This window comes from Marinomonas sp. BSi20584 (assembly GCF_002792415.1).
Classification (GTDB): Bacteria; Pseudomonadota; Gammaproteobacteria; order Pseudomonadales; family Marinomonadaceae; genus Marinomonas; species Marinomonas polaris.
In genome coordinates this window covers 172,681-198,381 of sequence record NZ_KZ454875.1, presented here as the reverse complement: position 1 = coordinate 198,381, position 25,701 = coordinate 172,681, and the positions used below count along the sequence as shown (strand labels likewise).

20 protein-coding genes are annotated in these 25,701 nt (G+C 43.8%); 12 read left to right on the top strand and 8 right to left on the bottom strand.

The window, feature by feature from the left end:
* Window positions 1–488: 488 nt before the first annotated feature.
* The gene (locus tag TY87_RS08835; RefSeq protein WP_072842301.1) at window positions 489–1,352 is read right to left on the bottom strand and encodes an urea carboxylase-associated family protein; all 864 of its coding nucleotides are present in this window, start codon (window positions 1,350–1,352) and stop codon (window positions 489–491) included.
* Between the two features lie 106 nt (window positions 1,353–1,458).
* Between TY87_RS08835 and TY87_RS08830 the strand changes: the two genes are divergently transcribed.
* Window positions 1,459–2,310, top strand: a complete 852-nt coding sequence (locus TY87_RS08830) for a LysR family transcriptional regulator (protein WP_100186792.1) — start codon at window positions 1,459–1,461, stop codon at window positions 2,308–2,310.
* Between the two features lie 62 nt (window positions 2,311–2,372).
* On the opposite strand, the gene purL is transcribed toward TY87_RS08830, so the two are convergent.
* Window positions 2,373–6,272 carry a phosphoribosylformylglycinamidine synthase gene (gene purL, locus TY87_RS08825; protein ID WP_100186791.1) on the bottom strand — a complete coding sequence of 1,300 codons (3,900 nt, stop codon included), beginning with the start codon at window positions 6,270–6,272 and terminating at the stop codon, window positions 2,373–2,375.
* A gap of 117 nt (window positions 6,273–6,389) precedes the next feature.
* Window positions 6,390–6,878, bottom strand: coding sequence for a tRNA adenosine(34) deaminase TadA (tadA, locus tag TY87_RS08820; RefSeq protein ID WP_100186790.1), 489 nt, complete (start codon window positions 6,876–6,878; stop codon window positions 6,390–6,392).
* 128 nt (window positions 6,879–7,006) lie between these two features.
* Here tadA and TY87_RS08815 point away from each other — a divergent pair, with 128 nt between their 5' ends.
* A complete protein-coding gene (locus tag TY87_RS08815; protein ID WP_084122655.1) occupies window positions 7,007–7,429 on the top strand; it encodes a CBS domain-containing protein in 423 nt (140 codons plus the stop codon).
* Between the two features lies 1 nt (window position 7,430).
* On the opposite strand, the gene TY87_RS08810 is transcribed toward TY87_RS08815, so the two are convergent.
* The 4 genes from TY87_RS08810 to TY87_RS08795 form a co-directional block, all read right to left on the bottom strand.
* Window positions 7,431–7,688 (bottom strand): cold-shock protein, encoded by a 258-nt coding sequence (locus TY87_RS08810; protein ID WP_100186789.1) that lies wholly within the window; start codon window positions 7,686–7,688, stop codon window positions 7,431–7,433.
* Window positions 7,689–7,778: 90 nt separating this feature from the next.
* Window positions 7,779–10,562 carry a valine--tRNA ligase gene (locus TY87_RS08805; RefSeq protein ID WP_100186788.1) on the bottom strand — a complete coding sequence of 928 codons (2,784 nt, stop codon included), beginning with the start codon at window positions 10,560–10,562 and terminating at the stop codon, window positions 7,779–7,781.
* A gap of 131 nt (window positions 10,563–10,693) precedes the next feature.
* Window positions 10,694–11,125, bottom strand: a complete 432-nt coding sequence (locus TY87_RS08800; protein WP_100186787.1) for a hypothetical protein — start codon at window positions 11,123–11,125, stop codon at window positions 10,694–10,696.
* Window positions 11,126–11,392: 267 nt separating this feature from the next.
* A complete protein-coding gene (locus TY87_RS08795; RefSeq protein ID WP_100186786.1) occupies window positions 11,393–12,853 on the bottom strand; it encodes a leucyl aminopeptidase in 1,461 nt (486 codons plus the stop codon).
* A gap of 253 nt (window positions 12,854–13,106) precedes the next feature.
* On the opposite strand from TY87_RS08795, the gene lptF reads away from it, so the two are divergent.
* Complete coding sequence (lptF, locus tag TY87_RS08790; RefSeq protein ID WP_100186785.1) at window positions 13,107–14,222, top strand: LPS export ABC transporter permease LptF; 1,116 nt, start codon at window positions 13,107–13,109, stop codon at window positions 14,220–14,222.
* Window positions 14,223–14,227: 5 nt separating this feature from the next.
* Window positions 14,228–15,289, top strand: coding sequence for an LPS export ABC transporter permease LptG (lptG, locus tag TY87_RS08785; RefSeq protein ID WP_100186784.1), 1,062 nt, complete (start codon window positions 14,228–14,230; stop codon window positions 15,287–15,289).
* Between the two features lie 63 nt (window positions 15,290–15,352).
* On the opposite strand, the gene TY87_RS08780 is transcribed toward lptG, so the two are convergent.
* The gene (locus TY87_RS08780; protein ID WP_100186798.1) at window positions 15,353–16,519 is read right to left on the bottom strand and encodes an aminotransferase class I/II-fold pyridoxal phosphate-dependent enzyme; all 1,167 of its coding nucleotides are present in this window, start codon (window positions 16,517–16,519) and stop codon (window positions 15,353–15,355) included.
* Window positions 16,520–16,687: 168 nt separating this feature from the next.
* On the opposite strand from TY87_RS08780, the gene dksA reads away from it, so the two are divergent.
* The 8 genes from dksA (at window position 16,688) to pgi (ending at window position 25,437) form a co-directional block, all read left to right on the top strand.
* Entirely contained in the window at window positions 16,688–17,122 is a 435-nt protein-coding gene (gene dksA, locus TY87_RS08775) for an RNA polymerase-binding protein DksA (RefSeq protein WP_012071672.1), read from the top strand.
* 32 nt (window positions 17,123–17,154) lie between these two features.
* Window positions 17,155–18,054 (top strand): tRNA glutamyl-Q(34) synthetase GluQRS, encoded by a 900-nt coding sequence (gene gluQRS / locus TY87_RS08770; RefSeq protein ID WP_100186783.1) that lies wholly within the window; start codon window positions 17,155–17,157, stop codon window positions 18,052–18,054.
* Window positions 18,055–18,175: 121 nt separating this feature from the next.
* Entirely contained in the window at window positions 18,176–19,579 is a 1,404-nt protein-coding gene (locus tag TY87_RS08765; RefSeq protein ID WP_100186782.1) for a sigma-54-dependent transcriptional regulator, read from the top strand.
* Window positions 19,580–20,139: 560 nt separating this feature from the next.
* On the top strand, window positions 20,140–21,594 hold the full coding sequence (gene pcnB / locus TY87_RS08760) for a polynucleotide adenylyltransferase PcnB (protein ID WP_100186781.1): 1,455 nt from the start codon (window positions 20,140–20,142) through the stop codon (window positions 21,592–21,594).
* Window positions 21,595–21,608: 14 nt separating this feature from the next.
* A complete protein-coding gene (gene folK, locus TY87_RS08755; protein WP_198432064.1) occupies window positions 21,609–22,091 on the top strand; it encodes a 2-amino-4-hydroxy-6-hydroxymethyldihydropteridine diphosphokinase in 483 nt (160 codons plus the stop codon).
* Window positions 22,092–22,094: 3 nt separating this feature from the next.
* Window positions 22,095–22,922: a 3-methyl-2-oxobutanoate hydroxymethyltransferase gene (gene panB, locus TY87_RS08750; RefSeq protein ID WP_100186779.1), complete on the top strand. Its 828-nt coding sequence runs from the start codon at window positions 22,095–22,097 to the stop codon at window positions 22,920–22,922.
* Window positions 22,919–23,767, top strand: coding sequence for a pantoate--beta-alanine ligase (panC, locus tag TY87_RS08745; RefSeq protein WP_100186778.1), 849 nt, complete (start codon window positions 22,919–22,921; stop codon window positions 23,765–23,767). The genes panB and panC overlap by 4 nt, the downstream gene beginning before the upstream one ends.
* Window positions 23,768–23,790: 23 nt before the next feature.
* Window positions 23,791–25,437, top strand: coding sequence for a glucose-6-phosphate isomerase (gene pgi / locus TY87_RS08740; protein WP_100186777.1), 1,647 nt, complete (start codon window positions 23,791–23,793; stop codon window positions 25,435–25,437).
* Window positions 25,438–25,701: the final 264 nt, after the last annotated feature.

Sequence of the window (25,701 nt, the reverse complement as noted above, 5' to 3'; positions counted from 1 at the left end):
TTATCTATTTTAAAGAGCGGGCTGACTTGAATACTTAACCAGATTTTAATCTAGTAAAGTTGAACTTGGTCTTCGTTGCTCTGAAGCCTTGTCCGTGTCAGCGAGGGCGTATATTAAGGATCTACAGATTTTGTGCAACCCTTTTTTAAAGAAAATTTAAATTAATTTAACTTTTCACGATTTGCGTTCAATAAACACTCAAAAAAATCTAAATCGTTTATCCCCCCCAATAGTCGGACATTTAAAAGACCTCTAATCTTTTGATTAGGGGCCTGTTAAGATTATTAATTTAAGCCAATAAATTAACCCGACCACTTCCTAGCTAGCGTTTTGGAACAAATGCAACCATGGCACTTATTCTTGCCATTCTTAGGGCGATTTTCANGCAACCCTTTTTTAAAGAAAATTTAAATTAATGTCATTTAATTCAATTGTGGATCACTTATTAATCAACACCCCTGAAGCTGACTATTTTATAATCTAAAACTTTAAATATCCTGTTTTATAACGCTCCAATCTATGTTCGGAGCACGCATACCATGAACTCCTTTATAAGCAGGACTCTTTGGCGACTGCCAATTTTCTAGGGCTACAGGATCTAAACGATAAATATCAACTTCCAATGGATGGCATGTTGATAAAGGGTCTATACCGTCTCGTCCTAAGAAATCCACAGATAGATCTCCGCCCGGACAGCAAGACATCGCACACAACAAATCGATCTCCGCAAAAAATTCGAGATAATCTCCTTTTTGGGCAGGACACGGCTTCATAAAATACTGATCATCTTCGTTTAAACCAGTACATTGAAAGACGTTCAACACATCATGTACATCAAACTCTGTTAATCCATGAGGAAGTACTGCACGAACCAAATTAGAATGACAGTGAAAATCAAAGTCTTCCCCAGTTAATAGGTAGTTGATATAAGGATCACAACGCGTACCGAGTAAGTCATGTACTCGCCCGCCATCTTCATCCTTACCATAATCTTCTAGTGTGTCTTCTATAATAGTTGCCATTGGGCGTAAGAAAGGTAGTGTCGACCATAGTCTGTCATGTGTACTTACATGTGCACGCTGTAGTTGGCGAGTTCTGGAAGCCCACATCCGCTCCCTTGGATCATGTAGATTCCACATATTAAAGTCACCAACCTGCGGCCCATCTGAAACGCGGATACGAAATACATGCCCCGCTGGCACTTTCCAAGCTTGACCAAATCGCATTGGAACCTTGATAGTTTCGACCAAAGTTCGCTTCGCCTGACCTTCTTTTAAAGAATCGTAAAACACTTTATCAACAGCCAATTTTGAGCCTTCACCTGACCTGTACGCTGCTTCTACATTCGCCATATTGTCTCTCCAAATTAAGTTTCTATTTGACTTAGACTAGAGAAAGCGGAAACTCAAAAAAATGGACATTTATTTTAAGTACATGACAAATATTCAAGAGTGAGTTATGAGCCTCCCCTACACAGCATTACACACTTTTCATTTAGTGGTTCGCTTCGGTAGCCTAAAACAAACGGCAGATTATCTGAGCTTGACCGAATCTGCCGTTAGCCATCAAATCAAACGCCTTGAAGCGCAGCTAGGTTACACCCTCTTTTATAAATCCGGCCGACAATTAAAAGTCACACCAGAAGGCATAAAACTCTCAACAGAATTAGCTCAGCCCTTCGATCATATTGACAAAGTACTATTGACGAAAAAGCAAAACACGCACACCATTACTCTATATTGCCTACCTTCACTTCTCGAATCTTGGTTATTACCAAGATTGCTCGCATTCAAAAAAGCTAATCCTAATTACGATTTAGCAATTCGATATTACTCCTCCGCACCTGACTATCTAGATGAATACAGTTTGCGCATTGGCAGCCATGAAAACTCTGACTCCACCCCCCATTCACTCACGCCAATTTTTTCGGGTGAAACGCTACCAGTCTGCAGCCCGATATATTTAAGCCAGCATCCAAATCTCCTATCTCTTAATGGGTTATTAGAAGCAGACCTCTTACATGATCACTCAGATGCTAGCTGGCAAGATTGGTTCTCCCTGCAAAGCAAGCAACTGATTCAACCAGCAAAAGTGATTTACGAAGATTTTCACTTACTCAAAATGGCTACGCTGGCGGCACAAGGAGTGGCCTTGTGTCCTGAAACACTCATCCAGCAAGATCTGTTAAAGGGGACATTAGTCTCACTTTCTCATCAGAAGGGTAATATTGGCCGTTATTATGCTATCGAACAGAATCGTTACGCTCATGCCAATACCCATTTACTTATTGAGCACTTGCTCAAATCATAGACACAAAAAAAAAACCCTTTAGCTTTTCAGCTAAAGGGTTTCACCAGTACTAATTTATCGAATTAGCCTAACCATTTACGTGCGTTCTGGAACAAACGCAACCATGGTGCTTGCTCTTGCCATTCGCTTGGATGCCAGCTGTGCTGAACCGTACGATAGACACGCTCTGGGTGAGGCATCATAATAGTCACTCGACCATCTTCAGATGTTAAACCCGTTACACCTTGCGCAGAACCATTCGGGTTAAATGGATAACGTTCGGTTGCTTGACCGTAGTTATCAACATAACGCAACGAAATCTGATTCGCAGAAGCCAGTGTCGCCATATCTTGGTCATCACGGTATTCAGTTAGACCTTCACCATGAGCAACCACGATAGGCATACGAGAACCTTCCATACCAGCAAGCAAGATAGAGTTCGATTTTTGAACTTCTACTTGTACAAGACGAGCTTCAAACTGAGAAGATTGGTTACGAACAAATTTCGGCCAATGTCCCGCTCCAGGTATTAATTCGTATAAATTCGACAACATCTGACAACCATTACACACGCCAAGCGTGAAAGTATCAGGACGAGTGAAGAAGGCTTCGAATTGCTCACGAGCTACTGGGTTGAAAAGGATAGACTTCGCCCAACCTTCACCAGCACCCAATACATCACCGTATGAGAAACCGCCACAAGCTACCAAACCACTAAACTGATCCAGCGTCGTACGACCAGACAAGATATCACTCATGTGAACATCCACTGGAATGAAGCCAGCTTTATGGAAAGCAGCTGCCATTTCAACTTGACCGTTTACGCCTTGCTCGCGCAAAACAGCAATCTTAGGCTTAACACCAGAGTCAATAAATGCAGCAACAATGTTTTCATTTTGATCGAAACGAACGTCAGCAGATAGACCTGGGTCTTTCGCATCCAACAGAATATCAAATTCTTGCTGTGCTGAATCAGGATTATCACGCAATGATTGAATACGGTAACTGGTTTCAGACCAAACACGCTGCCAATTAATACGAGATTCTTCAAGCACAGTTTCACCTGCGAAACGAACACAAATGTTATCGTCACCAGACAAAGTAGCAATAGAAGCAACAGCGACGTCTACTTTTGCATAAGCAGCAATAATAGCAGCAACATCTGATTCATTAACTTGAATCACTGCACCCAACTCTTCACTGAATAACACAGGCGCCACTTGAGCACGATTAGAAACAACTTCATCAAGATCAATATTCAGACCCAAATGACTCGCGAATGACATTTCAACCAAAGTTGCAAACGCACCACCGTCAGAACGGTCATGGTAGGACAACAATTTACCTTCAGCATTAAGTGCTTGGGTTGTATCGAAGAAACCAGCCAATGTAGCCGCATCATCCACATCTGGCGCTTGTTGACCCAGTTTGTTGTAAACCTGAGCAATAACAGAACCGCCTAGACGATTTTTACCAGCACCCAAATCAATCAATAACAAACGCGTATCGGCTTTGTTTTGTAACTCTGGTGTTAATGTCTTACGAACATCTGTCACTGGTGCAAACGCTGAGATAACCAAAGAAAGCGGAGACGTTACCGCTTTTTCTTTGCCATCTTCTTTCCATACGGTCTTCATCGACATAGAGTCTTTACCAACTGGAATGGCAATATCCAATGCTGGACACAATTCCATACCTACTGCTTTTACAGTTTGGTAAAGCTTTTCATCTTCGCCTTCGTGACCTGCAGCGGCCATCCAGTTTGCAGACAACTTAATACTACTACGCTTAGTAATGTGAGCTGCAGCCAAGTTAGTTAACGCTTCACCAACGGCCATACGACCAGATGCAGGTGCATCTAACAGCGCAATTGGCGTACGCTCACCCATTGTCATAGCCTCACCTGTGTAGCCTTCTAAAGAGGACGTTGTTACCGCCACATCGGCTACTGGAACTTGCCATGGACCAACCATTTGATCACGAGCAACCATACCCGTGATTGAACGGTCACCAATGGTGATCAAGAAGTTTTTGCTCGCTACCGTTGGCAAACTCAATACGCGATTTGCAGCCTCAGCAAGGTCCACGTCAACAGCAGTAAAATCATCACCAGCAATAACCGCTTTTGTTGCTTCACGGTGCATTTTAGGTGGCTTGCCAAATAAAACAGACATTGGCAAATCAACTGGATTGTTATCAAAATGTTCATCAGCAACTTGCAGATGCATTTCTTCTTTCGCCTCACCAACGATGGCAAAAGGACAACGCTCACGCTCACAAATCGCGGTAAATTCTTCAACTCGATCTGGAGAAACCGCCATAACATAACGCTCTTGCGATTCGTTACACCAGATTTCTAGTGGAGACATGCCAGGTTCGTCGTTTAGGACCTTACGCAGATCAAAATTACCACCGCGCTCGCCGTCTTTTACCAATTCAGGCAAAGCGTTAGACAAACCACCAGCGCCCACATCGTGGATAAAGCTGATTGGGTTTTTGTCGCCAAGCTGCCAGCAACGGTCGATCACTTCCTGACAACGACGCTCCATTTCTGGGTTGCCACGCTGTACAGAAGCAAAATCAAGATCTTCATTGCCATCGGCAGAAGCCATGGAGGATGCCGCACCGCCACCAAGACCGATCAACATTGCAGGGCCACCAAGTACGATTAACTTAGCGCCAACTTTGATCTCTTGTTTTTCAACGTGTTCACGACGAATGTTACCGATACCGCCCGCCAACATAATTGGTTTATGGTAACCACGCACTTCTTCTTGAGAGGCACCTTGAATTTTTTGTTCGTAAGTACGGAAGTAACCCAATAGGTTTGGACGACCAAACTCATTGTTAAATGCCGCACCACCAATAGGACCTTCGATCATAATATCCAAAGGCGTTACGATACGAGACGGTTTGCCGTAATAGCTTTCCCATGGCTGTTCAAAACCTGGGATTTTAAGATCGGATACTGTGTAACCACTCAAACCAGCTTTTGGTTTGGAGCCAATACCTGTAGCACCTTCGTCACGAATCTCACCACCAGAACCCGTCGCCGCACCTGAGAAAGGCGCAATTGCAGTTGGGTGGTTATGGGTTTCTACCTTCATCAAGATATCGATGTGCTCATGACTAAAATCGTATTCACGAGTTTCAGCCGACGGGAAGAAACGACCACCAAAGTGACCTTCCATCACAGCAGCGTTGTCTTTATAAGCAGACAAGGTGCCATGAGGATTATGTTCGTGAGTATTCTTGATCATTTTAAACAAAGAGCGCTCTTGCTCTTCGCCATCAATTGTCCAAGACGCATTAAAAATTTTGTGACGACAATGTTCTGAGTTAGCTTGTGCAAACATCATTAGCTCTACATCGATTGGATTACGACCCAACTCAATGAAAGACTCGACAAGATAATCAATTTCGTCATCCGCAAGAGCAAGACCTAGCGTTTGGTTTGCCTCAACCAACGCGGCACGGCCGCCACCTAACACATCAACACTTGTCATTGGTGCCGGTTCTGCATGAGAAAACATGTCAGTAGCGTCACTCAATGCCGGAAGTACGCTTTCTGTCATGCGGTCATGCAACATAGCAGACAACAAATCTAGCTCTTCAAGCGCCAATGGCGCCGAGCTATGAATAAAGTATTCCACGCCACGTTCAACGCGGGATACGGCCGCAAGGCCACAGTTATGAAGGATATCGGTTGCTTTCGATGACCAAGGTGAAATAGTTCCTAAACGAGGAACCACTAAAACACTTTGATCAGATGAACTGACTTGGGAGGATTTAGGACCGTAGGCCAAAGCGCGTTGTAGAACAGTTTCCTGTTCAGCAGTAAGCGTTTTATTATCAGCCAGCTCCACAAAATGGAGAAATTGAGCATCAACATCTGTGACAGATGGGATAGATGCTTGCATATTGGCTAATAACTTTGCCTTGCGAAACGCTGATAGCGCTGCGGAACCATGCAGAGTTAGCATGTTGAGTATTGCCTCACTTGGTAGTTTTGGGGAAATGGTGCAGGTATTTTAAATCAATGCAGCAAATAGAGGCTAGCAGAGTATGAAATTTCTACACAAAATGACGGAATTAATCGTCTAAATCGTCTTTTTTGCCTGTTCCTTGAGCTTCTTTTTTTGTTCACGGCGATATTGAAAGAAATGAGTAAGCTGGCTAGAGGCTATTTCAGCCAATACACCTGACTCAACTTTTACCTTGTGATTAAGAAATGGCGCTTCAAAAAAATGCCCCTGACTGTCCACAATTCCGCTTTTGGGTTCCGTCGCTGCATAAACCACTCTATCAATACGTGCGTGAACCATAGCACCCGCGCACATAGAACAAGGTTCCAATGTTACATATAACGTCGCACCGGGCAGCCGATAGTTATTCATGGCTTTACAGGCCATACGAATCGCCTGAATCTCTGCGTGGGCAGTTGGGTCACAAAGTGAAATCGGCGCATTATAGCCTTCACCGATAATTTCATCATTGAGTACGACAATAGCGCCAACCGGAATTTCATTTTCTGATGCCGCTTTTGCAGCCAGCGCTATCGCACGCTCCATCCATTCTTGATCTGTCATTATTGATCTACCTCAAGGCTGCTATGCTTTATCTAAGACATAATCGCCTTTTATACATAATTGCCTTTCATACCTGATCCGCTCTACACTGAGCATTAACGCTGAAATAGATATAGGGAGACTTGTTCATGCGCACTGTAGCTGATTTGATGATTACTAACTTAATTACACTGAGAGAAAACGATTCTTTAGCGAAAGCCAAAGCATTGATGCAAGAAAAAAATATTAGAAACATCCCCATCGTAAACGACGAAGGGGAATGTGTTGGCATGCTAACGCAGCGTGAATACTTACGTCATGCCTTTCACCTAGTTAGCCAATTTGGCACCCAGCAAATATCTAAGAAAGAACAACAAACGCCAATTGCAAACGCCATGAACAAGGACATACTAACAGTAAGCCCTGACACAGATTTAGACATGGCTGCCGAGTTCTTTATTGAGAATAAATATGGCTGCCTACCAGTAACTCAAGACAACAAACTCGTTGGCATCATTACACCAGTCGATTTCGTCAAACTTGCGCACAAGATGCTAACTGAATCTAAATAAATTAAGCACTTTCAAGCTGTTGATTAGAACCAGAGGATGCAACTTGCGCCTCTTTTTCTAAACGCACGTCCATCGCTTGCAAGCCAAAATCCGTAGTAGATAACACAAAACTAACCGACTGGCCTTTTCTTAAGCTTTTATGACCATCACAAGCAATCGACTTGTAATGAACGAACACATCGCTGTCTTCTTCTCTCTTAATAAAACCCACGCCTTTAGCGTCGTTAAACCACTTAACTTTCCCAGTTAATCTTTCCATCTCTATCTCGCCTCTTTTTTATTTTTATTAAGTAAGCGCAAGGTCAGAAGCCAAAATAGACTTCCAACCTTATGTTTTTACAACGCGAATTTACAAAGATCCAATACTGATCTTTTGCTCTTCCAACTTAGTTACCGCAAGTTGCAAGTCATCACACTTAGCACGCTCTTTCTCAACCACTTCAATAGGCGCTTTCGCCACAAAGCTGTCATTAGAAAGTTTTCCTTGAATGCGTTGCAATTCTTTTGACGCTTTATCAATTTCTTTTTGCAAACGCGCAAGCTCAGCCTCTTTATCAATCAAGCCAGCCATTGGCACTAGCACTTCCATATCACCAACTAACGCAGTCGCTGACATTGGCGCTTCATCACCCGCATTCAACCAAGTGACAGACTCTAATTTAGCCAGTGTTTGTAAGAATGTTAAGTTCGCATCTAAACGTGCTTTATCTTGCTCAGAACCATTACGGAACAAAATAGTAAGCGGCTTAGAAGGAGAAATATTCATTTCACCACGGATATTACGAATGCCTTCGATAACACCTTTTAGCCATTCAACATCCGCTTCTGCTTGTTCGTCTTTTTTTGCCTCATTAGCCGTTGGGTATTCACCCAACATAACCGTCTCGCCTTCAACACCTGCAAGCGGCGCAACACGTTGCCAAATTTCTTCGGTCAAGAATGGCATCATTGGGTGAGCAAGACGTAGGAAAGCTTCCAATACTCGAACCAAAGTACGACGCGTGCCAGTCAATTGCGCTGCAGTGGCATTTTCATCCCAAAGTACAGGCTTAGACAATTCCAAATACCAATCACAGTATTCGTGCCACATAAATTCGTACAATGCCTGAGAAGCCAAATCGAAACGATGCGTATCGAAAGCGCGGTTTACGGCATCTTCTGCATGCTGCAAGCGAGAAATAATCCACTTATCAGCAAGAGACAACTCAACCTCTGAGCCATTCTGTCCACAATCTTGATCTTCTGTATTCATCAAGACATAACGCGTAGCGTTCCAAATCTTGTTACAGAAGTTACGGTAACCTTCAAGACGATTAAGATCGAACTTAATGTCTCGGCCGCCAGACGCCAATGAACAAAGCGTAAAACGCAGTGCATCAGTACCGTAGGCTTGGATACCTTCTGGGTAGGTTTCACGAGTATTCTTTTCGACTTTTTCAGCCAAGCGTGGCTGCATCATGCCGTAAGTACGTTTTGCAACCAAAGATTCGATATCAATACCATTGATTAAATCCAATGGATCGATAACGTTGCCTTTGGATTTCGACATTTTATCGCCGCGTTCATCGCGAATAAGGCCAGTGATATAAACCGTTTTGAAAGGTACTTTGTCGGTGAACTTCAACGTCATCATGATCATTCTGGCAACCCAGAAGAAAATGATATCAAAGCCGGTTACCAACACATCCGACTCACTAAACTCAGCAAAATCTTGCGTTTCTTCTGGCCAACCTTGTGTTGCAAAGGTCCAAAGCGCTGAAGAGAACCAAGTGTCTAGTACGTCTTCGTCTTGAGTTAATTCAACATCAGCCGCTAGGCTGTATTTGGCACGAACTTCCTCTTCACTCTTACCAACGTAGTGTTTGCCATCCGCATCGTACCAAGCTGGGATCTGATGTCCCCACCACAGCTGACGAGAGATACACCAATCCTGAAGATCACGCATCCAAGCAAAGTAAGTGTTTTCCCATTGCTTAGGCACAAACTGAATATCGCCATTTTCAACTGCTTCGATCGCAGGCTTTGCCAATGACTCAACAGCGACATACCACTGCTGTGTTAGGTAAGGTTCAATAACCGTATTACCACGTTCACCGCGTGGTACTTTTAATTTGTGATCAACGACTTTCTCAAGCAAGCCAAGCGCATCAAAATCCGCAACAACGGCTTTACGTGCATCAAAACGATCCATACCGCGATATTTTTCAGGCGCTACATCATTAATGGCCGCATCGTCGGTCAAAATATTGATCAATGGCATGTCGTGGCGTTTGCCTACTTCATAGTCATTGAAGTCATGGGCTGGTGTAATTTTCACACAACCCGTACCAAATTCTTTATCTACATATTCGTCAGCAACGATTGGAATACGACGACCAACCAATGGCAATTCAACAAACTTGCCAACAAGGTCTGTAAAACGCTCGTCATCCAATGCAACTGCAACTGCAGCGTCACCAAACATGGTTTCTGGACGCGTCGTTGCGACAACAATGTAATCTTTGCCATCTGTTGTTTTCACGCCATCAGCAAGTGGGTAACGGAAGTACCACATGAAGCCATTTTCTTCTTCAGAAACCACTTCAAGATCAGAAATTGCCGTATGCAATACTGGATCCCAGTTTACAAGGCGCTGACCACGGTAAATGATGCCTTCGTCAAACAGACGCACAAACACTTCTTGAACCGCAGCAGACATGCCTGGGTCCATAGTGAAACGTTCTTTATCCCACGCAACCGAATCGCCTAAGACACGCATCTGGTCAGAAATAGTGCCGCCAGACTGACCTTTCCATTCCCAAACTTTTTCAAGGAACTTTTCACGACCAAGATCATGACGAGTAATATTTTGAGCCGCTAATTGGCGTTCAACCACCATTTGAGTCGCGATACCCGCATGGTCACAACCCGGCTGCCATAAAGTACGACTGCCTTTCATACGCTCACGGCGAATCATTGCGTCCATCAAGGTATGCTGAAACGCATGCCCCATGTGCAAACTACCAGTGACGTTTGGAGGTGGAATCATGATAGAGAATGGAGAACCGTTGCCCTGAGGGGAAAAGTATCCGCCCTCTTCCCAACGTTTATAAATAGGCTGTTCAATACTCTGAGGTTGGTAGGTCTTTTCCATTATGATGTCTTAAGGCTCTTATGTAGCGATCAATTGTAAGTTGAGGAATTATAACGTGTCATAACAAGATAAAGAATAACACGTGGGTAATTAAGCCGTCTGCAAACACATTAGACAGCTATTAATTTGTATTACTCTTTTTGAGTTGTACCGGCTGCATGCAATGCCTGCATCACTTCCGACACCAACCCTGGTAAACGTTTTTCAAGTACATCTGCAATAGTTTTAGCAATCAACTCTTGCGATAAAGCCGATTCAGCAACCACTTCGTTCAGCGTAACGACTTCATCTAGTGACGGATCTGACGATTCATCTTTAAAATCATTCTGATAGGCTTCCTGCGAAACACTGCCATCAAGTATATCTTGCGGCTTAGCATCCTGCTCTTTATGCTCACTAAAAGACTGTTCTAAATGCGCTTCTTGGCTAGAGGAAAAAGACTCTCTATCAGCGACAATATCCATCAAAATAGGAATGTCATCTTGATTCCGCAGAGCAGACATCAAGGTTTCTTCATCTGGTTCAAGAACACCATCATCATAATGAGTGGCTAAATCTGACATAGGAAAAACCAATATTAAGAAAGCAAAATACAAGAGTTAAGCGACATTACATACTTAACCCATCATTTGAAGCCCTCAACTTTCGCATTGAAAAACACAAAAGTCCACCCTCTCCAAATGAAGATAATGAACACAACAGAGAGCGAACAAAAATAACACCTTGATCAGACTAATCTTTCCCCTTAGAAGACTGCACAAAAAAAAGCAGCAACCATTAATGATTACTGCTTTTAATAAACGCTATGCGTTAGTAAGAAAACGAGTTAGTTACGCTTTACCGAGCAAATAACGAGTCAACAAAGCAACTGGACGACCACTTGCTCCTTTACTTGCGCCACCAGCCCAAGCTGTACCAGCAATATCCAAATGCGCCCAAGGATAAGAACCAGTAAAGCGAGACAAGAAGCAAGCAGCTGTTACAGAACCCGCTTCTGGACCACCGATATTACCGATATCAGCAAAGTTGCTATCCAGCTGCTGCTGATACTCTTCATCAAGAGGCATTTGCCAAATTTTATCAGCTGATACTTGGCTTGCTGTTTTCAGTTCTGATGCTAGATCATCATTGTTCGCGTACATACCAGAGTTAACGCTACCCAAAGCAACCACACAAGCCCCCGTCAGAGTTGCAATATCAACAACCGATTTTGGCTTGAAGCGCTCAATGTAAGTCAAAGCATCACAAAGCACTAAACGACCTTCGGCATCGGTATTCAAGATTTCTACCGTTTGACCAGACATAGTCTTCACAATATCGCCAGGTTTAGTTGCACGACCACTTGGCATATTTTCGGCTGCAGCAATAACAGCTGTGAAATTAAGCTTTGGTTTTAGCTCACAAATCGCCTTCATTGTGCCAAAAACGCTAGCAGCACCACACATGTCGTATTTCATCTCATCCATTTTCGGACCAGGTTTCAAGGAAATACCGCCTGTATCAAAAGTAATACCTTTACCTAGGAGAACGTGAGGCGCTTCACCTTCTTCACCACCGCGGTAGTTCATAACGATTAAGTAGCTTGGCTGATCACTACCATGACCAACTGACAACAAGCAATGCATGCCTAGTTCATCCATTTTACTTTCGTCTAGTAACTCAACGCCGATACTGTATTCTTCACCTAGCTGCTGCGCTTTGGATGCTAAGTAACTTGGCGTACAAACGTTACCAGGAAGATTTCCTAGTTGACGAGCAAAGGCAGAACCTTTTGCCGTAGCCGTACCAATTGCTAAAGCCGCTTCATCTGTGCCCTCTAACAACAAAGATGTTACTTTTGTCGCTTTCTCAGCATCGTCTTTTTTGAAGCCAAGGAAGTTATAAAAACCTTCATTCAACCACTGAGCAACCAAAGCCAACACATCAGCCTGAGAACGGTTTTTCAATACTAAACCAGCACTTGCAACCGCAACCGAAGCGAATGGCAAACCTTTAATTTGAGCTGCTACGGCTGCAATGACTTTACGAGCTTGCATATCACTCAACTGAGCATCTTTACCAATACCGACTAATAATACTGCTTGAGCGAAGTCTTGCGACATACCAGGCAATAATAGCGTTTGCGCCACACTACCTTTAAATACACCAGTTTCACGCAATTGAGAGACTTGCCCATTGGCATTCTCATCAACCCAAGCGGTTGACTCTGAAAAGTCACCTTCACTTGGAACAAATGCAACAAGCAAGTCTGCTTGCACTGTGGATAAGCGATCAAATAACGCCATATTCATGAAAAACCCTCAATAAAATAACTTCAAGACATTTACACAAGGTCACCAGCTAAGCAAAGACAAGGCTAAAATGCGATTTATTAACCATAAATCGACACTTTAAGACCATTTTTAACGCTCTATATTACAAATAGCATTGTCGTGCAAAGGTCTCATTTTAAAAAAAACTGGATAATATACTTCTTACCACGAGATAATGGGGGCTTTAGATGTGTAATCAACTCTATGCTTAAAAAGCAGAATCCATCCAGAGGTGACTTTGAGACTATTTAGATACTTAGCGAAAGAAGTGCTGGTGTCAACAGCTGGCGTTACGCTAATTTTACTACTCGTCATTCTAAGCGGTCGATTTTCCTTTTATTTGGGCCGTATCGCCGACGGAAAAATGACCTTCGAGTTTCTATTCGTGATTCTAGGCTATCATGTTCCCAGTTTCGTCCAGATGATCTTGCCATTGGCTTTTTTCTTGGCGTTATTACTTTCTTTTGGGCGCCTTTATATAGAAAATGAAATGTCGGTACTTTTTTCCAGTGGCATCAGCAAAGTAAAACTTGCAGGCTATACTCTTGGTATCGCTTTTCTTGTCGGTTTAGTCAGTGCCTCCATTAATTTTTGGCTCGCGCCATACAGTGAGTACAAAGCAGCTGAAGCGTCGCAAGCTCAAAACCAACTATCAGCTTTTGATTTTCTCATCCCCGGCCGCTTTGAAGGCAGCGGCCAACGTACAACCTACATCGATAGCTTCACTAAAGAAGGTTGGATGAATCAAATATTCCTTTCTGATGTAGTACGCAAAAAAGACACAAACATTCCAATACAAACACTCGCAGCCAATGCAGAACAAATTCGCATTAGCTCTGAAGGCAATCAAAACTACCTTGTATTCAAAAACGGCACTCGCTACGAGGGCAAACCTGGAACAGCAAATTATCGAATTACGCAGTTTGATACCTACGCAATACGCATGGAGAGCAAAGATGAAAGCATCATTGATGACCCTTACACCCAAAACACTCTCAGCTTAATTAACAGCGATAAACTCTTAGAAAAAGTTGAGCTCCAATGGCGTATTTCGTTGGTTCTCATTATTCCTATTCTTGCTATCATTGGCCTCTCACTAAGCCAAGTAAATCCAAGGCAAGGTCGCTTTTTCAAAATGCTACCCGCTATCCTGTTGATGATATTGTACATCGCTCTCCTCATTTGGGGGCGAACATCACTGGAAAAAGGCAAACTCCCTATCCAACTTGGCTTATGGTGGATACATGGCATATTCATACTCATCGCTGCCGTGCTTTTTGCACAGTACAATCAAGTATTTGAGCGTCGCAAGACCAGACAACCCAACGCAGCGGACTCAAGCGAGTAACCAATATGACTAAAATAGATAAATACATTGCTAGCAGCGTTTTATGGGCCTTTTTAATTGTCGCAGTGGTACTACTTGGATTGGATTTTGCGCTAACTTTTATAGAGCAAATCAAAAAAGTAAACGATAACTACACCATACAATCGTTATTACAGGTCATCCTATTTCGCCTACCAGGAAAACTAGCGGAATATATTCCAGTTGCCTCATTGATCGGCACTTTAATGGGACTAGGCACATTAGCTGCAACATCTGAGTTAACCGTGATGCGCGCCGCGGGGATGCCGATTTGGCGTATTGGCTTTGCGGCATGCCAACCAATATTGCTGGTCTCTCTACTAGGAATGGGGATTTCAGAATTTGTCGCCCCCATGGCCGAACAAAAAGCCAACTTGATCGAAAAATTCAAAGGCCAAGAAAGCGGAACCTTCTCACTAACGGGAGGCGTCTGGTTAAAAGCGGACAACAGTTTTGTTTACATTGATGCCGCAGACGATATGGGTAAGCTATATGGCATACAAATTTTCTCGCCTGATGGCCAGAAACTGAAAAACATAATAACAGCAAGTAGCGCACAACATACTGAAGGTTCCCAATGGCAATTAAATAACGTGACAGAAACAATCTTCGTATCCGATCATGTAGAGAAAAAAAGCATGGAACACGCGAACTGGAACGTTAGCATTACACCAGAACACTTGTTTTTGGCATCACAAGAACCAGATGCTTTGTCTTTAAGTCAGCTTAAAAACTATCAAACTTACTTAAAGCAGCAAAAGCTCGATGGCGCTCAGTATGAATTGGAGTTTTGGATTACGGCATTGCGGCCAATCGCCTCGTTGGCACTAGTGCTAGTTGCACTATCGAGCGTCTTCGGACCACTTAGGTCCTCCACAATGGGTGGTCGAATATTCACAGGGGTCATAATAGGCCTGGCATTTCAAAATGCGCTCAACCTATTTGGTCGTATGAGTGTCGCCATTAACTTCCCACCAGTCATCGGTGTTAGCATTCCAATTGTTATCTGCTTACTAGCAGGCATCATATTAGTAAGGCGCAGAGGTTAGTTAGACTCGGCACCTTACTCTTAAATAAAAAAACAATCTCAAATCAAAACGTCATATCTGTAACTAAGAAGCCATGAAGCGAGCAATCCTCGCTAGCGCTTCTTGCAATCTAGCCTCATCACAAGTGTATGCAAAGCGCACGTATTTATGAGCGTCTTTGATACCAAAGTCAGCCCCTGGCGTGAGTGCCACTTTTTCCTGCTCAAGTAGTGCTAAACACCAAGCCATAGCATCCTGCGTCACGCTCGATACATCAACATAGATATAAAAAGCCCCATGCGCTGGCGCAACTACTGGCAAACCTATCGCCTCTAAGCCTTCCAGCAAAACCAATCGGCGAGCATTCAATGTTTGTCGACGTACTTCGCACTCAGCTAACACATCTGGAGAAAACGCTCTCACTGCTGCATATTGAGAGACACTTGGCGCGGCAATAAATAAGTTTTGCGCCAGTTTTGTCGCGCCTTCGATTGCCCATTCAGGCACAACTAACCAGCCCAATCGCCAGCCAGTCATAGCAAAATACTTCGAGAAGCTATTAATCACAAAGATATCGTCAGCAATAGACAATGCAGAAAAATCCTCTCCTTCATAAACTAAACCTTGATAGATTTCATCTACCAATAAATGGCCACCAAGCGCACTAACCTTTTCCCAAGCTTCCGATATATAAGACTTACTGAGTACCGCGCCGGTCGGATTAGAGGGAGAAGCAAGCCAAAGCCCAGTCGTATTTTCGCCCCAATGATCAGCTAAAGTACTCAAATCCATTTCAAAACCCTCTTCAGGTTTTGTTTCGATCAACTTTGCTTTTGCGCCAGCCTGAATCAAAAAATGTCGATTACATGGATAGCATGGATCAGGCATCACCACTTCTTCACCGGAGTCCACCATCAACGACGCCATTAGTAGCAAAGCCCCTGAGGCTCCGGGTGTAACAATAATTCTCTCTGGCGAGACAGTAACCTGATAGCGACTAAGGTAATAATCACTAATAGCGCGCTTAAGTTCAGGCAAACCAGTTGCCGAGGTGTAACCTGTTTTACCTTGCTGAATCGCTTCCACACCAGCGTTAGCAACAGCTTCCACAGCAACAAAATCTGGCTCACCAACTTCAAGGTGAATAACATTTTCACCTTGAAGTTGTAGCTGTTTGGCCCGAGCCAATACCTCCATCACCTGAAACGGCGAAATTTGCCCAACTCTTGTTGCTAACTTATGCTTTTCCATCCCGTTTTCTCTACCTTTATCGACCTGTTTCAAAAATATCGCGACATTTTGCGCAAAAAATGTGGTTAACGAACACATTATCTGGTAAGTTTCCGCCCGAAAATAAATCACCTAATTTTATTGGTTACAGGCTACCACAATGGAAACCTGCGAAGTGAGGCAATGCGTATGCCAAATATGAACCCTGAGTCATTAATGAAAGACTTCACTCCTTATGTTGCTAAGGATGGCGAAGAATACATGAACGAGAACCAGTTGGCGCACTTTAAAAGCATCCTACTCAACTGGAAGCAAAATCTTATGGAAGAAGTTGATCGTACTGTTCATCATCTTAAAGAAGAAGCTGTGAACTATGCCGATCCAAACGACCGTGCTAGCCAAGAGGAAGAGTTTAGCCTAGAACTTCGCGCTCGAGATCGCGAACGTAAATTGGTTAAAAAAATCTCTCAAACTATCGAGCTTATCGATGCTGACGATTATGGCTTTTGCGAAGAATGTGGCATCGAAATCGGCATTCGCCGCCTAGAAGCTCGCCCGACAGCAACAATGTGTATTGACTGCAAAACACTAGCTGAAATCAAAGAGAGACAAATCGGCGGCTAACACTGTGTATTTAAGAACAGTGCTTAAAAACAGTGTCTAACCACGACAGCGCCGTTTCGAATATCTATCGTGGCCGTTTTGCACCTTCGCCAACCGGCCCACTCCATTTTGGCTCGCTAGTCAGCGCATTAGCGAGCTATTTGGATGCAAAAAAACAGCAAGGCAGCTGGATTATTCGCATTGAAGATGTGGATGGCACACGCTGCAAGCCTAGTTTTTCCGAGCAAATCACCGAGACACTCAACAGTTATCAGCTTTTTTCCGACGAACCAATTCGAATTCAAAGTCAGTACATTCATATTTACGAACAACTACTGTCTGAATTAAAAAAGCAACAGATCATATTTCCATGTAATTGCACACGCCAGTCTCTCGCTCAATATAATGGTAACCACCCACTTGAATGCCAAAGCTCGACTAGCAAACCTCATTCATGGCGACTAAGAACCAGCACGGCTGTTTATCAATGCCAAGATAGCATTCAAGGCACTTTACTGTTTACGGATGATCTAAAAAACAATTGTCCGATTTTAAAAAGAAAAGACGGCTTTTTTTCTTACCAACTTGCCGTTGTAGTTGACGACCATTTACAAAAAATCAGCCACCTCGTAAGAGGTGCAGACTTAATAGAAACCACAGCACAACAACTTTACCTTTACGATTTATTTGGCTGGACGCCGCCAAAAATTTGCCACATCCCGCTAATTACTAATCATTCCGGCGATAAAATCAGCAAACAAAATCATGCTAAAGCAATTAAAAACAACCATCTTCCAACACTATTACGCGCACTCCACTATCTAAAAATTGATTTAGTGTCGCCCTCTTCCATCACGGAGGCGTTATCGCTAGCCATCGAAGCATGGGACTCGAGCAAATTAAAAGGAATAAAGGACCTACCACTCGAAGAGCAAGACCTGCATTTCATCTAACGCCCCACAGCCATCACCTAAACAAATGCCATTTAGTTCGCCTTGATTCAGATAGAAGTGCTCTCGACCAATAAGCTTGCATGTGTATAATCGTTACACTAGTTACAAGAGGTGACAATTCATGCACAGCATTATGATCATTTGCCCAGACAACTCACCACTCAAAGAATCAGAAAAATGGTTGTCTCGATATGGCTTTCAGGTAAATACCAGCAACACATTAGAGCAAGCCAACCGATACTACGAGCTGTCTGAATTCCATCTATTGCTGATCGACCAAGAAGCCATTAACCACCTTGCCGAAAGTAATATAGAACTCCCTAGCGTGCCACATCGCATCGTACTTGATGCAAAAGCCAGTTTGAGCACAGGTGTTAGCAGCATGGCGCAAGGGGCGCTTTATTACCTCCCCCTACCAACTGACTCAGAAACACTACTAAAACACGTAGTAAACGCACTAGAACAAAACAAACAACCAGCGCAGCCATCAAAACAGACAACCCATGTACTTTTCGCCAACACAGCAGAAGAGGCCAAAGAAGAATCAGTTGCACTAGGTTCAGCTGGCAGCGGCATCATCGGTCGATGCCCACCAATGCAAGAACTCTTCAGTGACATGTATAAAATTGCAGGAACCCATGTCACCGTTCTTATCAGAGGGGAGTCAGGGACAGGTAAAGAGCTAGTTGCCAAAGCGTTGCACAACCTAAGCCAACGCCACAACCACCCAATCATCAGTGTAAACTGCGCTGCCATCCCAGAAAACCTAATAGAATCAGAGCTTTTCGGTCATGAAAAAGGCGCCTTTACCGGAGCAAACTCATCTCATGATGGCCTCATTTTCGCCGCCGACAAAGGCACATTATTTTTAGATGAAATCGGTGAATTGCCGCTAGAAGCGCAAGCAAGACTATTGCGAGTCTTACAAGAGGGCGAGATACGCAAAGTAGGCGCAACGCAGTCGACCAAAGTAAATATCCGACTTATTACCGCAACACATAGGAACCTAATAGAGATGGTCAAACAGGGACTTTTCCGGGAGGATTTATACTATCGTCTTTACGTGATGGAACTGCTTCTACCGCCGCTGAGAGACAGAGATGATGACATTTCCATGTTGGCGCAGATCCTTCTTGAGAAAGCTTGCCTGAAACACAACAAGCCAATTTACAAATACAATCAAGCTTTCGACAAAGCCATCCGCGCCCATAACTGGCCTGGAAACGTACGAGAGCTCGAAAATGCTATAGAAAGAGCCGTAATTCTTAGCCCTCCTGAAAGAGTCGAAGCAGCCAACCTAAAACTAGCTGACCAGCAGAAGCAATCAAGCACCACAAACATTTCGCGATTGACAGAATACGACTTAATGGCCGGCACAACGCTAGATGACTACTTCAAACATTTTGTTCTTACGCACCAACACAAGATGACCGAGACACAGCTTGCACATTCTTTGGGCATATCAAGAAAAAGCTTGTGGGAAAGAAGACAGAAACTGGCAATACCCAAAAAAGTAACAAACTAAAAGTAACACTTGCTACCAAAATACCCAAAAAATAAACACGAAATTGTAAAGAAAGTGTACAAAAATATATCAAAACCCAACAAAATCAGCACTTTATTGTTTTTGGCACAACAAATGCCTTATATATGACACAACGATAAGAAGATTGACCAAGAATAAAAATAAGTTAATCGTCGTATGTAGGTTCTTAAAAATAATAATAAAATCTAGGAACACTGTAGCCTCTTCAAATAAAAATAAAAACTTGAGGCTATGGATGGAAAATCGCTTTGGATAATTGATCTTTTTAGATATACAAGCCTTCGGGCAATGAAAACAATGCAATAATAAAAATAAAACCTGAGTAGAACTGCAGAAGCAGCACCCACTTTGTTTTCGGAACTAGTATCTTCATGTATCCAAAGCGATTATTTTATTTACTGATTAGTAAATATTCAATCGCTTCAGTTATCTCTTCTATATCGACATACCCATTTTGCTCAAACAATACCATTATCCGTGTAACTTTAGTTCATCACGTGTAGAATGCCCTTTTCGTTAACTTTAAAATTTGTTGTCTAATGCTTACAGGATTAAAATCTCTGGTACGTAAAGCTACCTCACTGTTTGCCTCTCCAAAGGCACAGACTTACCCTATTATCATCCCTCGCAGCGATCATAGCTTATCTCGACAGAATTTAAGCCCAAATGCCGTAAAAGTATTGTATCGCCTAAATAAAGCGGGTTTCGACGCCTTTCTTGTTGGTGGCTGTGTTCGAGATCATCTTATTGGCATTGAGCCAAAAGATTTTGACGTTGTTACTAATGCCACTCCCGAAGAAGTTCACACCATTTTCTCAAACTCAAGACTCATTGGCCGCCGCTTCAAATTGGTCCATGTAACGTTTGGGCGCGAAATCATCGAAGTCTCAACATTCAGAGCAAATTCAGCTCAAGACGACAATGACGATGACGATACACAAAACACTTCTTTAAAAGGCAAAGACTCGGCACGATCCGCTCACGGTATCGTATTGCGTGATAATGTCTACGGCAATATTGAAGAAGATGCAGAACGCCGCGACTTCACATTTAATGCCTTATATTACAATGTGCAGGACTTCAGTATTCACGATTACTGTGGTGGCTTAAAAGACATTGAACACAAACAGATTCGCATTATTGGTGACGCTCGTCAGCGTTATCAAGAAGACCCAGTTCGTATGCTGCGCGCAATTCGTTTTGCTGGAAAACTAGGATTTGAACTAGAAGCTGAAACCGCAGCCCCTATTAAAGAAATGGCACATCTGCTGGATCACATTCCACCAGCGCGCCTATTTGAAGAAGTATTAAAACTTCTTGGTAGCGGCAATGGTATTGAAACATTCCACTTGCTGCGCCAATACGGCTTGTTCCGTTATTTATTTCCAGACACTGACGCATTACTGCAAAGCGGCTGGAAACGTAATGACATCGACCCAGAAGCTTTTATCCTTCAAGGTCTAAAAAACACCGACGATCGCATCCAAAGCGGTAAAACCACAGCGCCTTATTTCTTATACGCCGTATTACTGTGGCCAAGTGTGGCTCTTCGTCATGAAGAATTCCAAGCGCAAGGCATGCCTGCAACGCCCGCATTGCACCAAGCTGCCAATATGGTATTAGACAACCAAGTCGCATCAACCGCTATCCCACGCAGATTCTCAACTCCAATGCGTGAAATCTGGGACATGCAGTACCGACTACCAAAACGCTATGGCAAACGTGCTTTCTTATTGCTTGAACATCCTCGCTTCCGTGCCGGTTTCGACTTCTTACTTATTCGTGAATTAAGTGGTGCAAACCTAGATGGACTAGGCGATTGGTGGGAAAAATTCCAGCATGGCACAGAAAGCCAGCAAAGAGAGCTCATCAAAAGCATAGACTTATTTACTAAAGACAACGAAGGCCCGAAGAAACGCCGCCCTCGTCGTCGTAGAAAGAGTAATGGCAACGCGACAAGCACAGCTCCACAAAGTGAAACTTTTGACGAGTAAGAGGATGCGTCTTGATACACGCTTATATTGGCCTCGGCAGTAATCTTGAAAATCCAGTGGCGCAACTTGATCGCGCCATTGACGCCCTAAAGAAACACGACGATTTAAAAAATCTTCGTGTTTCTTCTATTTATGGCAGCAAACCCGTTGGCCCACAGGATCAACCGGACTATATTAATGCCGTTGCGACATTCGAAACTAATCTCCCCCCTATCATCCTACTTGATTTATTACAAAGTATAGAACAGTCACAACGTCGAGTAAGAGAACGCCATTGGGGACCGCGCACCCTAGACTTAGATCTGTTATTGTACGGACAAGAAACAATACTGTTACCAAGGCTAACCGTGCCACATCCCTTCATGCTAGAACGAGGGTTTGTCATAAAGCCGCTTAGCGACCTAGCGCCTGATATGCTCTTAGCGAATGGAAAAACCGTTACCGAGCAATTACAGCAACTTGATACCAACGATTTGGTCTTTATCAAAGAAGAATAAATTATGTATTCAGATAACTCTCAAAGAAAACTCACCAAACCAGTTACTTTATCCACGCTTAAAAAAATGAAAGCAGATAAAGAAAAAATTACCTGCCTAACAAGCTATGACGCATCATTTACCAACGTCATGAATGTCGCGGGGGTTGAAACTATCTTGGTTGGGGATTCTCTAGGCATGGTCATACAAGGCCAAGACAGTACATTACCCGTTACCATCGAAGACATGTGCTACCACACCGCGGCAGTAAAACGAGGCAACACCAACGCTTTCATCCTCGCGGATATGTCTTTTATGAGTTACAGCAAGCCAGAACAAGCGCTTGATAACGCAGCAAAGCTAATGCAAGCTGGTGCCAATATGGTCAAACTTGAAGGCGGCAGCTGGTTAGCAGATACCGTGAAACTGCTCAGCCAACGCGGTATTCCTGTTTGTGCACACTTAGGTCTGACACCACAGTCCGTACATAAATTCGGCGGCTACAAAGTACAAGGCAAAAGCCAAGACGCCGCTGACTTATTACTACAAGAATCTTTAGACCTTGTTGCTGCGGGAGCCGATATTCTTCTGTACGAATGCATCCCAACAGAACTCGGCAAAACACTGACAGAAGCCGTTTCTGTGCCGACAATCGGCATTGGTGCTGGACACCATACCGATGGCCAAGTCCTGGTCATGCACGACATGCTCGGCATCAACCTCGGCCATACACCTAAATTCGTTAAAAATTTCTTAACTGACGGTCGTAATGTAACCCAAGCCTTTGAAGCCTACGTACAAGAAGTTAAAGACGTTACATTCCCAGGACCTGAGCACGGATTCAAATCATGAAAACATTCCATACCGTGGCAGAGCTTCGTACCGCGCTTAAAATAGAACGCCTGAAAGACAAAAGCATTGTGTTTGTCCCCACCATGGGCAACCTGCATGACGGCCACATGTCACTAATTCGAAAAGCAAAAGAAGAAGGTGAAATCATTGTATCTTCTATCTTCGTTAACCCAATGCAGTTTTCGGATCAAAGCGATTTAGAACGCTACCCAAAAACCTTGGAAGAAGATAAACGCGTTCTTGAAGCCAACGGCTGCAATTACCTGTTTGCACCAGATGCACTAGAAATGTACCCAGACGGCAAACGCAGTCAAACACAAATCGAAGTGGTCGGCATTTCCGACATTCTTTGTGGTGCTTCTCGCCCAGGGCATTTTGTTGGCGTTTCCACAGTTGTGACAAAATTATTTAATATTGTTCAGCCAGACTGCGCCATATTTGGTAATAAAGATTTTCAACAGCTTAAAGTCATTCAAGACATGGTACGTGACCTAAGCTCTAACGTACGTATCATAGGTGTTGACACAGCTCGTAACGAAGATGGCCTTGCCATGAGTTCGCGTAATGGCTACTTAACAGAAGAAGAAAGACGCATCGCCCCAACAATTTATCAAACCTTGTTATGGGCAAAAGAAGCGCTAATTGAAAACCGTGCGAGTCACGAGGACATTTGCGAACAAGCTCAGCAGAAGCTTGAAGCAGCTGGTTTCCGTCGTGATTATTTCGAAATCCGCGCACAAGAAAATTTACAAACACCATCAGAAGAAGAGAAGCGCCTCGTCATATTGACGGCGGCATATCTAGGTAAAGCACGCTTAATTGATAACTTGCGTGTAGAGCTATAACTTTGATTTCTAGGGAGATTGTAATGGGCTCACCCACAGAATTGACAGCTTGGCAGAAATTAACAGAGCACAAACAAGAAATGGCATCTGTTAACATGAAGTCCTTGTTTGCAGCAGATCCAAAACGTGCCGAAAAATACACCACACAAGCGGCTGGCTGGACATTGGATTACGCAAAAAACCGCGCCGATGAAAAAACTCTTGGACTACTAACAGACTTAGTAAAAGAAGCGGGCTTAGAAAAAGCAATTAAAGGCATGTTCAGCGGTGCGCACATCAACAACACCGAAGATCGCTCTGTATTGCACATCGCCCTACGTGCTAGCCAAGCGCAAGACTCACTAATGGTCGACGGCGTTAACGTACTAGAAGAAGTTCGCAGCACTCTTAAGCAAATGGAAAAATTTGTTGCACAGCTACACAGCGGTGAATGGAAAGGCTACACAGGCAAACGCATTACCGATGTCATTTCTATCGGTATCGGCGGCTCTTACCTTGGCCCTAAAGTTGTCGCTGAAGCCTTAACGCCATACGAAAAAGACGGCATTAAAGTACATTTTGTGGCGAACATCGATGGCTCAGACATCACTGGCAAACTGAAGCTAGTGAACCCTGAAACCACCATTTTTGTTATCTCGTCTAAAACCTTCGGTACCTTAGAAACCTTATCTAACGCTAACGCGGCGCGCGATTGGTTCCTAAGCAATGGCGGCTCACAAAGTGACGTTAGCAAGCACTTTGCTGCTGTTAGCTCCAACGTGAAAAAAGCTGTGGACTTCGGCATGGCGGAAGAAAACATCTTCCCTATGTGGGACTGGGTTGGCGGACGTTACTCTCTTTGGTCGGCAATTGGCTTGCCAGTTGCTATTGCCGTTGGCATGGACAACTTCTACGAATTGCTAGACGGTGCTCACCAAATGGACGAGCACTTCCGCACAGCACCGTTTGAAGAGAACCTACCGGTTATCATGGCCGCACTTGGCGTGTGGTACATCAACTTCCACAACGCACAAACTCACGCCTTAATTCCTTACGATCATTACCTACGCGCCATGCCTGCTCACATCCAGCAGCTAGACATGGAAAGTAACGGTAAATCGACGCTATTGAATGGCGATGGTGTAGAAACAGACACAGGCCCAATCATCTGGGGTGGCGCTGGCACCAACGGCCAACACGCTTACCACCAGTTATTGCATCAAGGCACACGTCTTGTGCCTGTGGACTTTATCGTCCCATTGGCGTCTCACAACCCAATTGGCGAACATCACGCACAATTGTTTGCTAACTGCTTAAGTCAGTCACAAGCTTTGATGGTTGGTAAAACACTTGAACAAGCGCAGCAAGAACTTCGTGATTCAGGTGCGACAGACGAGCAGATAGCCACTATCGCGCCACACAAAGTGATTCCTGGCAACCGCCCAAGCAATACTCTACTAACGGATAAAATGACACCAGCGACCATTGGTGCCTTGATCGCCCTCTACGAGCACCGTACTTTTGTACAAGGCACGATTTGGGGCATCAACTCATTCGACCAATGGGGCGTAGAGCTAGGCAAAGTATTGGGAACAGACATCTACAACCGCCTTGTTAGCGACAGCGACAACAGCGCACTAGACGCTTCTACTCAAGCACTGATCAACGCGTTCAAAAAAGCTCAATCTTAACCGTTTAGCTTTTTGTACAGCGATACTAAAAACACCAGCCGAGGCTGGTGTTTTTGTTTTCTCTGTTCCCTCCCCTTCTCTTCAAGGGGAGTGTTAGGGAGGGGTTATTGAACTGTCGCGGCTTCAGCCCGACAACTTCCCTACATCACATGACACCAAATCGTAGGGCATCATAAGCGCAGCGTAATGTGCCGAAGAAAGCGAAGCTTTCATGTAAGTCGCGCCTTCAGCCCGACACCTCTCCGTATGACACCATCATCAGCC

Excerpts from the sequence above, each read along its gene's own strand:
- panC (WP_100186778.1), top strand. The coding sequence starts at position 22,919 with ATGAAAACATTCCATACCGTGGCAGAGCTTCGTACCGCGCTTAAAATA.
- TY87_RS08835 (WP_072842301.1), bottom strand. The coding sequence starts at position 1,352 with ATGGCGAATGTAGAAGCAGCGTACAGGTCAGGTGAAGGCTCAAAATTG.
- pgi (WP_100186777.1), top strand. The coding sequence starts at position 23,791 with ATGGGCTCACCCACAGAATTGACAGCTTGGCAGAAATTAACAGAGCAC.
- panB (WP_100186779.1), top strand. The coding sequence starts at position 22,095 with ATGTATTCAGATAACTCTCAAAGAAAACTCACCAAACCAGTTACTTTA.
- TY87_RS08800 (WP_100186787.1), bottom strand. The coding sequence starts at position 11,125 with ATGTCAGATTTAGCCACTCATTATGATGATGGTGTTCTTGAACCAGAT.
- pcnB (WP_100186781.1), top strand. The coding sequence starts at position 20,140 with ATGCTTACAGGATTAAAATCTCTGGTACGTAAAGCTACCTCACTGTTT.
- TY87_RS08765 (WP_100186782.1), top strand. The coding sequence starts at position 18,176 with ATGCACAGCATTATGATCATTTGCCCAGACAACTCACCACTCAAAGAA.
- TY87_RS08795 (WP_100186786.1), bottom strand. The coding sequence starts at position 12,853 with ATGAATATGGCGTTATTTGATCGCTTATCCACAGTGCAAGCAGACTTG.
- purL (WP_100186791.1), bottom strand. The coding sequence starts at position 6,272 with ATGCTAACTCTGCATGGTTCCGCAGCGCTATCAGCGTTTCGCAAGGCA.
- TY87_RS08815 (WP_084122655.1), top strand. The coding sequence starts at position 7,007 with ATGCGCACTGTAGCTGATTTGATGATTACTAACTTAATTACACTGAGA.
- dksA (WP_012071672.1), top strand. The coding sequence starts at position 16,688 with ATGCCAAATATGAACCCTGAGTCATTAATGAAAGACTTCACTCCTTAT.
- TY87_RS08805 (WP_100186788.1), bottom strand. The coding sequence starts at position 10,562 with ATGGAAAAGACCTACCAACCTCAGAGTATTGAACAGCCTATTTATAAA.
- TY87_RS08780 (WP_100186798.1), bottom strand. The coding sequence starts at position 16,519 with ATGGAAAAGCATAAGTTAGCAACAAGAGTTGGGCAAATTTCGCCGTTT.
- lptG (WP_100186784.1), top strand. The coding sequence starts at position 14,228 with ATGACTAAAATAGATAAATACATTGCTAGCAGCGTTTTATGGGCCTTT.
- tadA (WP_100186790.1), bottom strand. The coding sequence starts at position 6,878 with ATGACAGATCAAGAATGGATGGAGCGTGCGATAGCGCTGGCTGCAAAA.
- TY87_RS08830 (WP_100186792.1), top strand. The coding sequence starts at position 1,459 with ATGAGCCTCCCCTACACAGCATTACACACTTTTCATTTAGTGGTTCGC.
- TY87_RS08810 (WP_100186789.1), bottom strand. The coding sequence starts at position 7,688 with ATGGAAAGATTAACTGGGAAAGTTAAGTGGTTTAACGACGCTAAAGGC.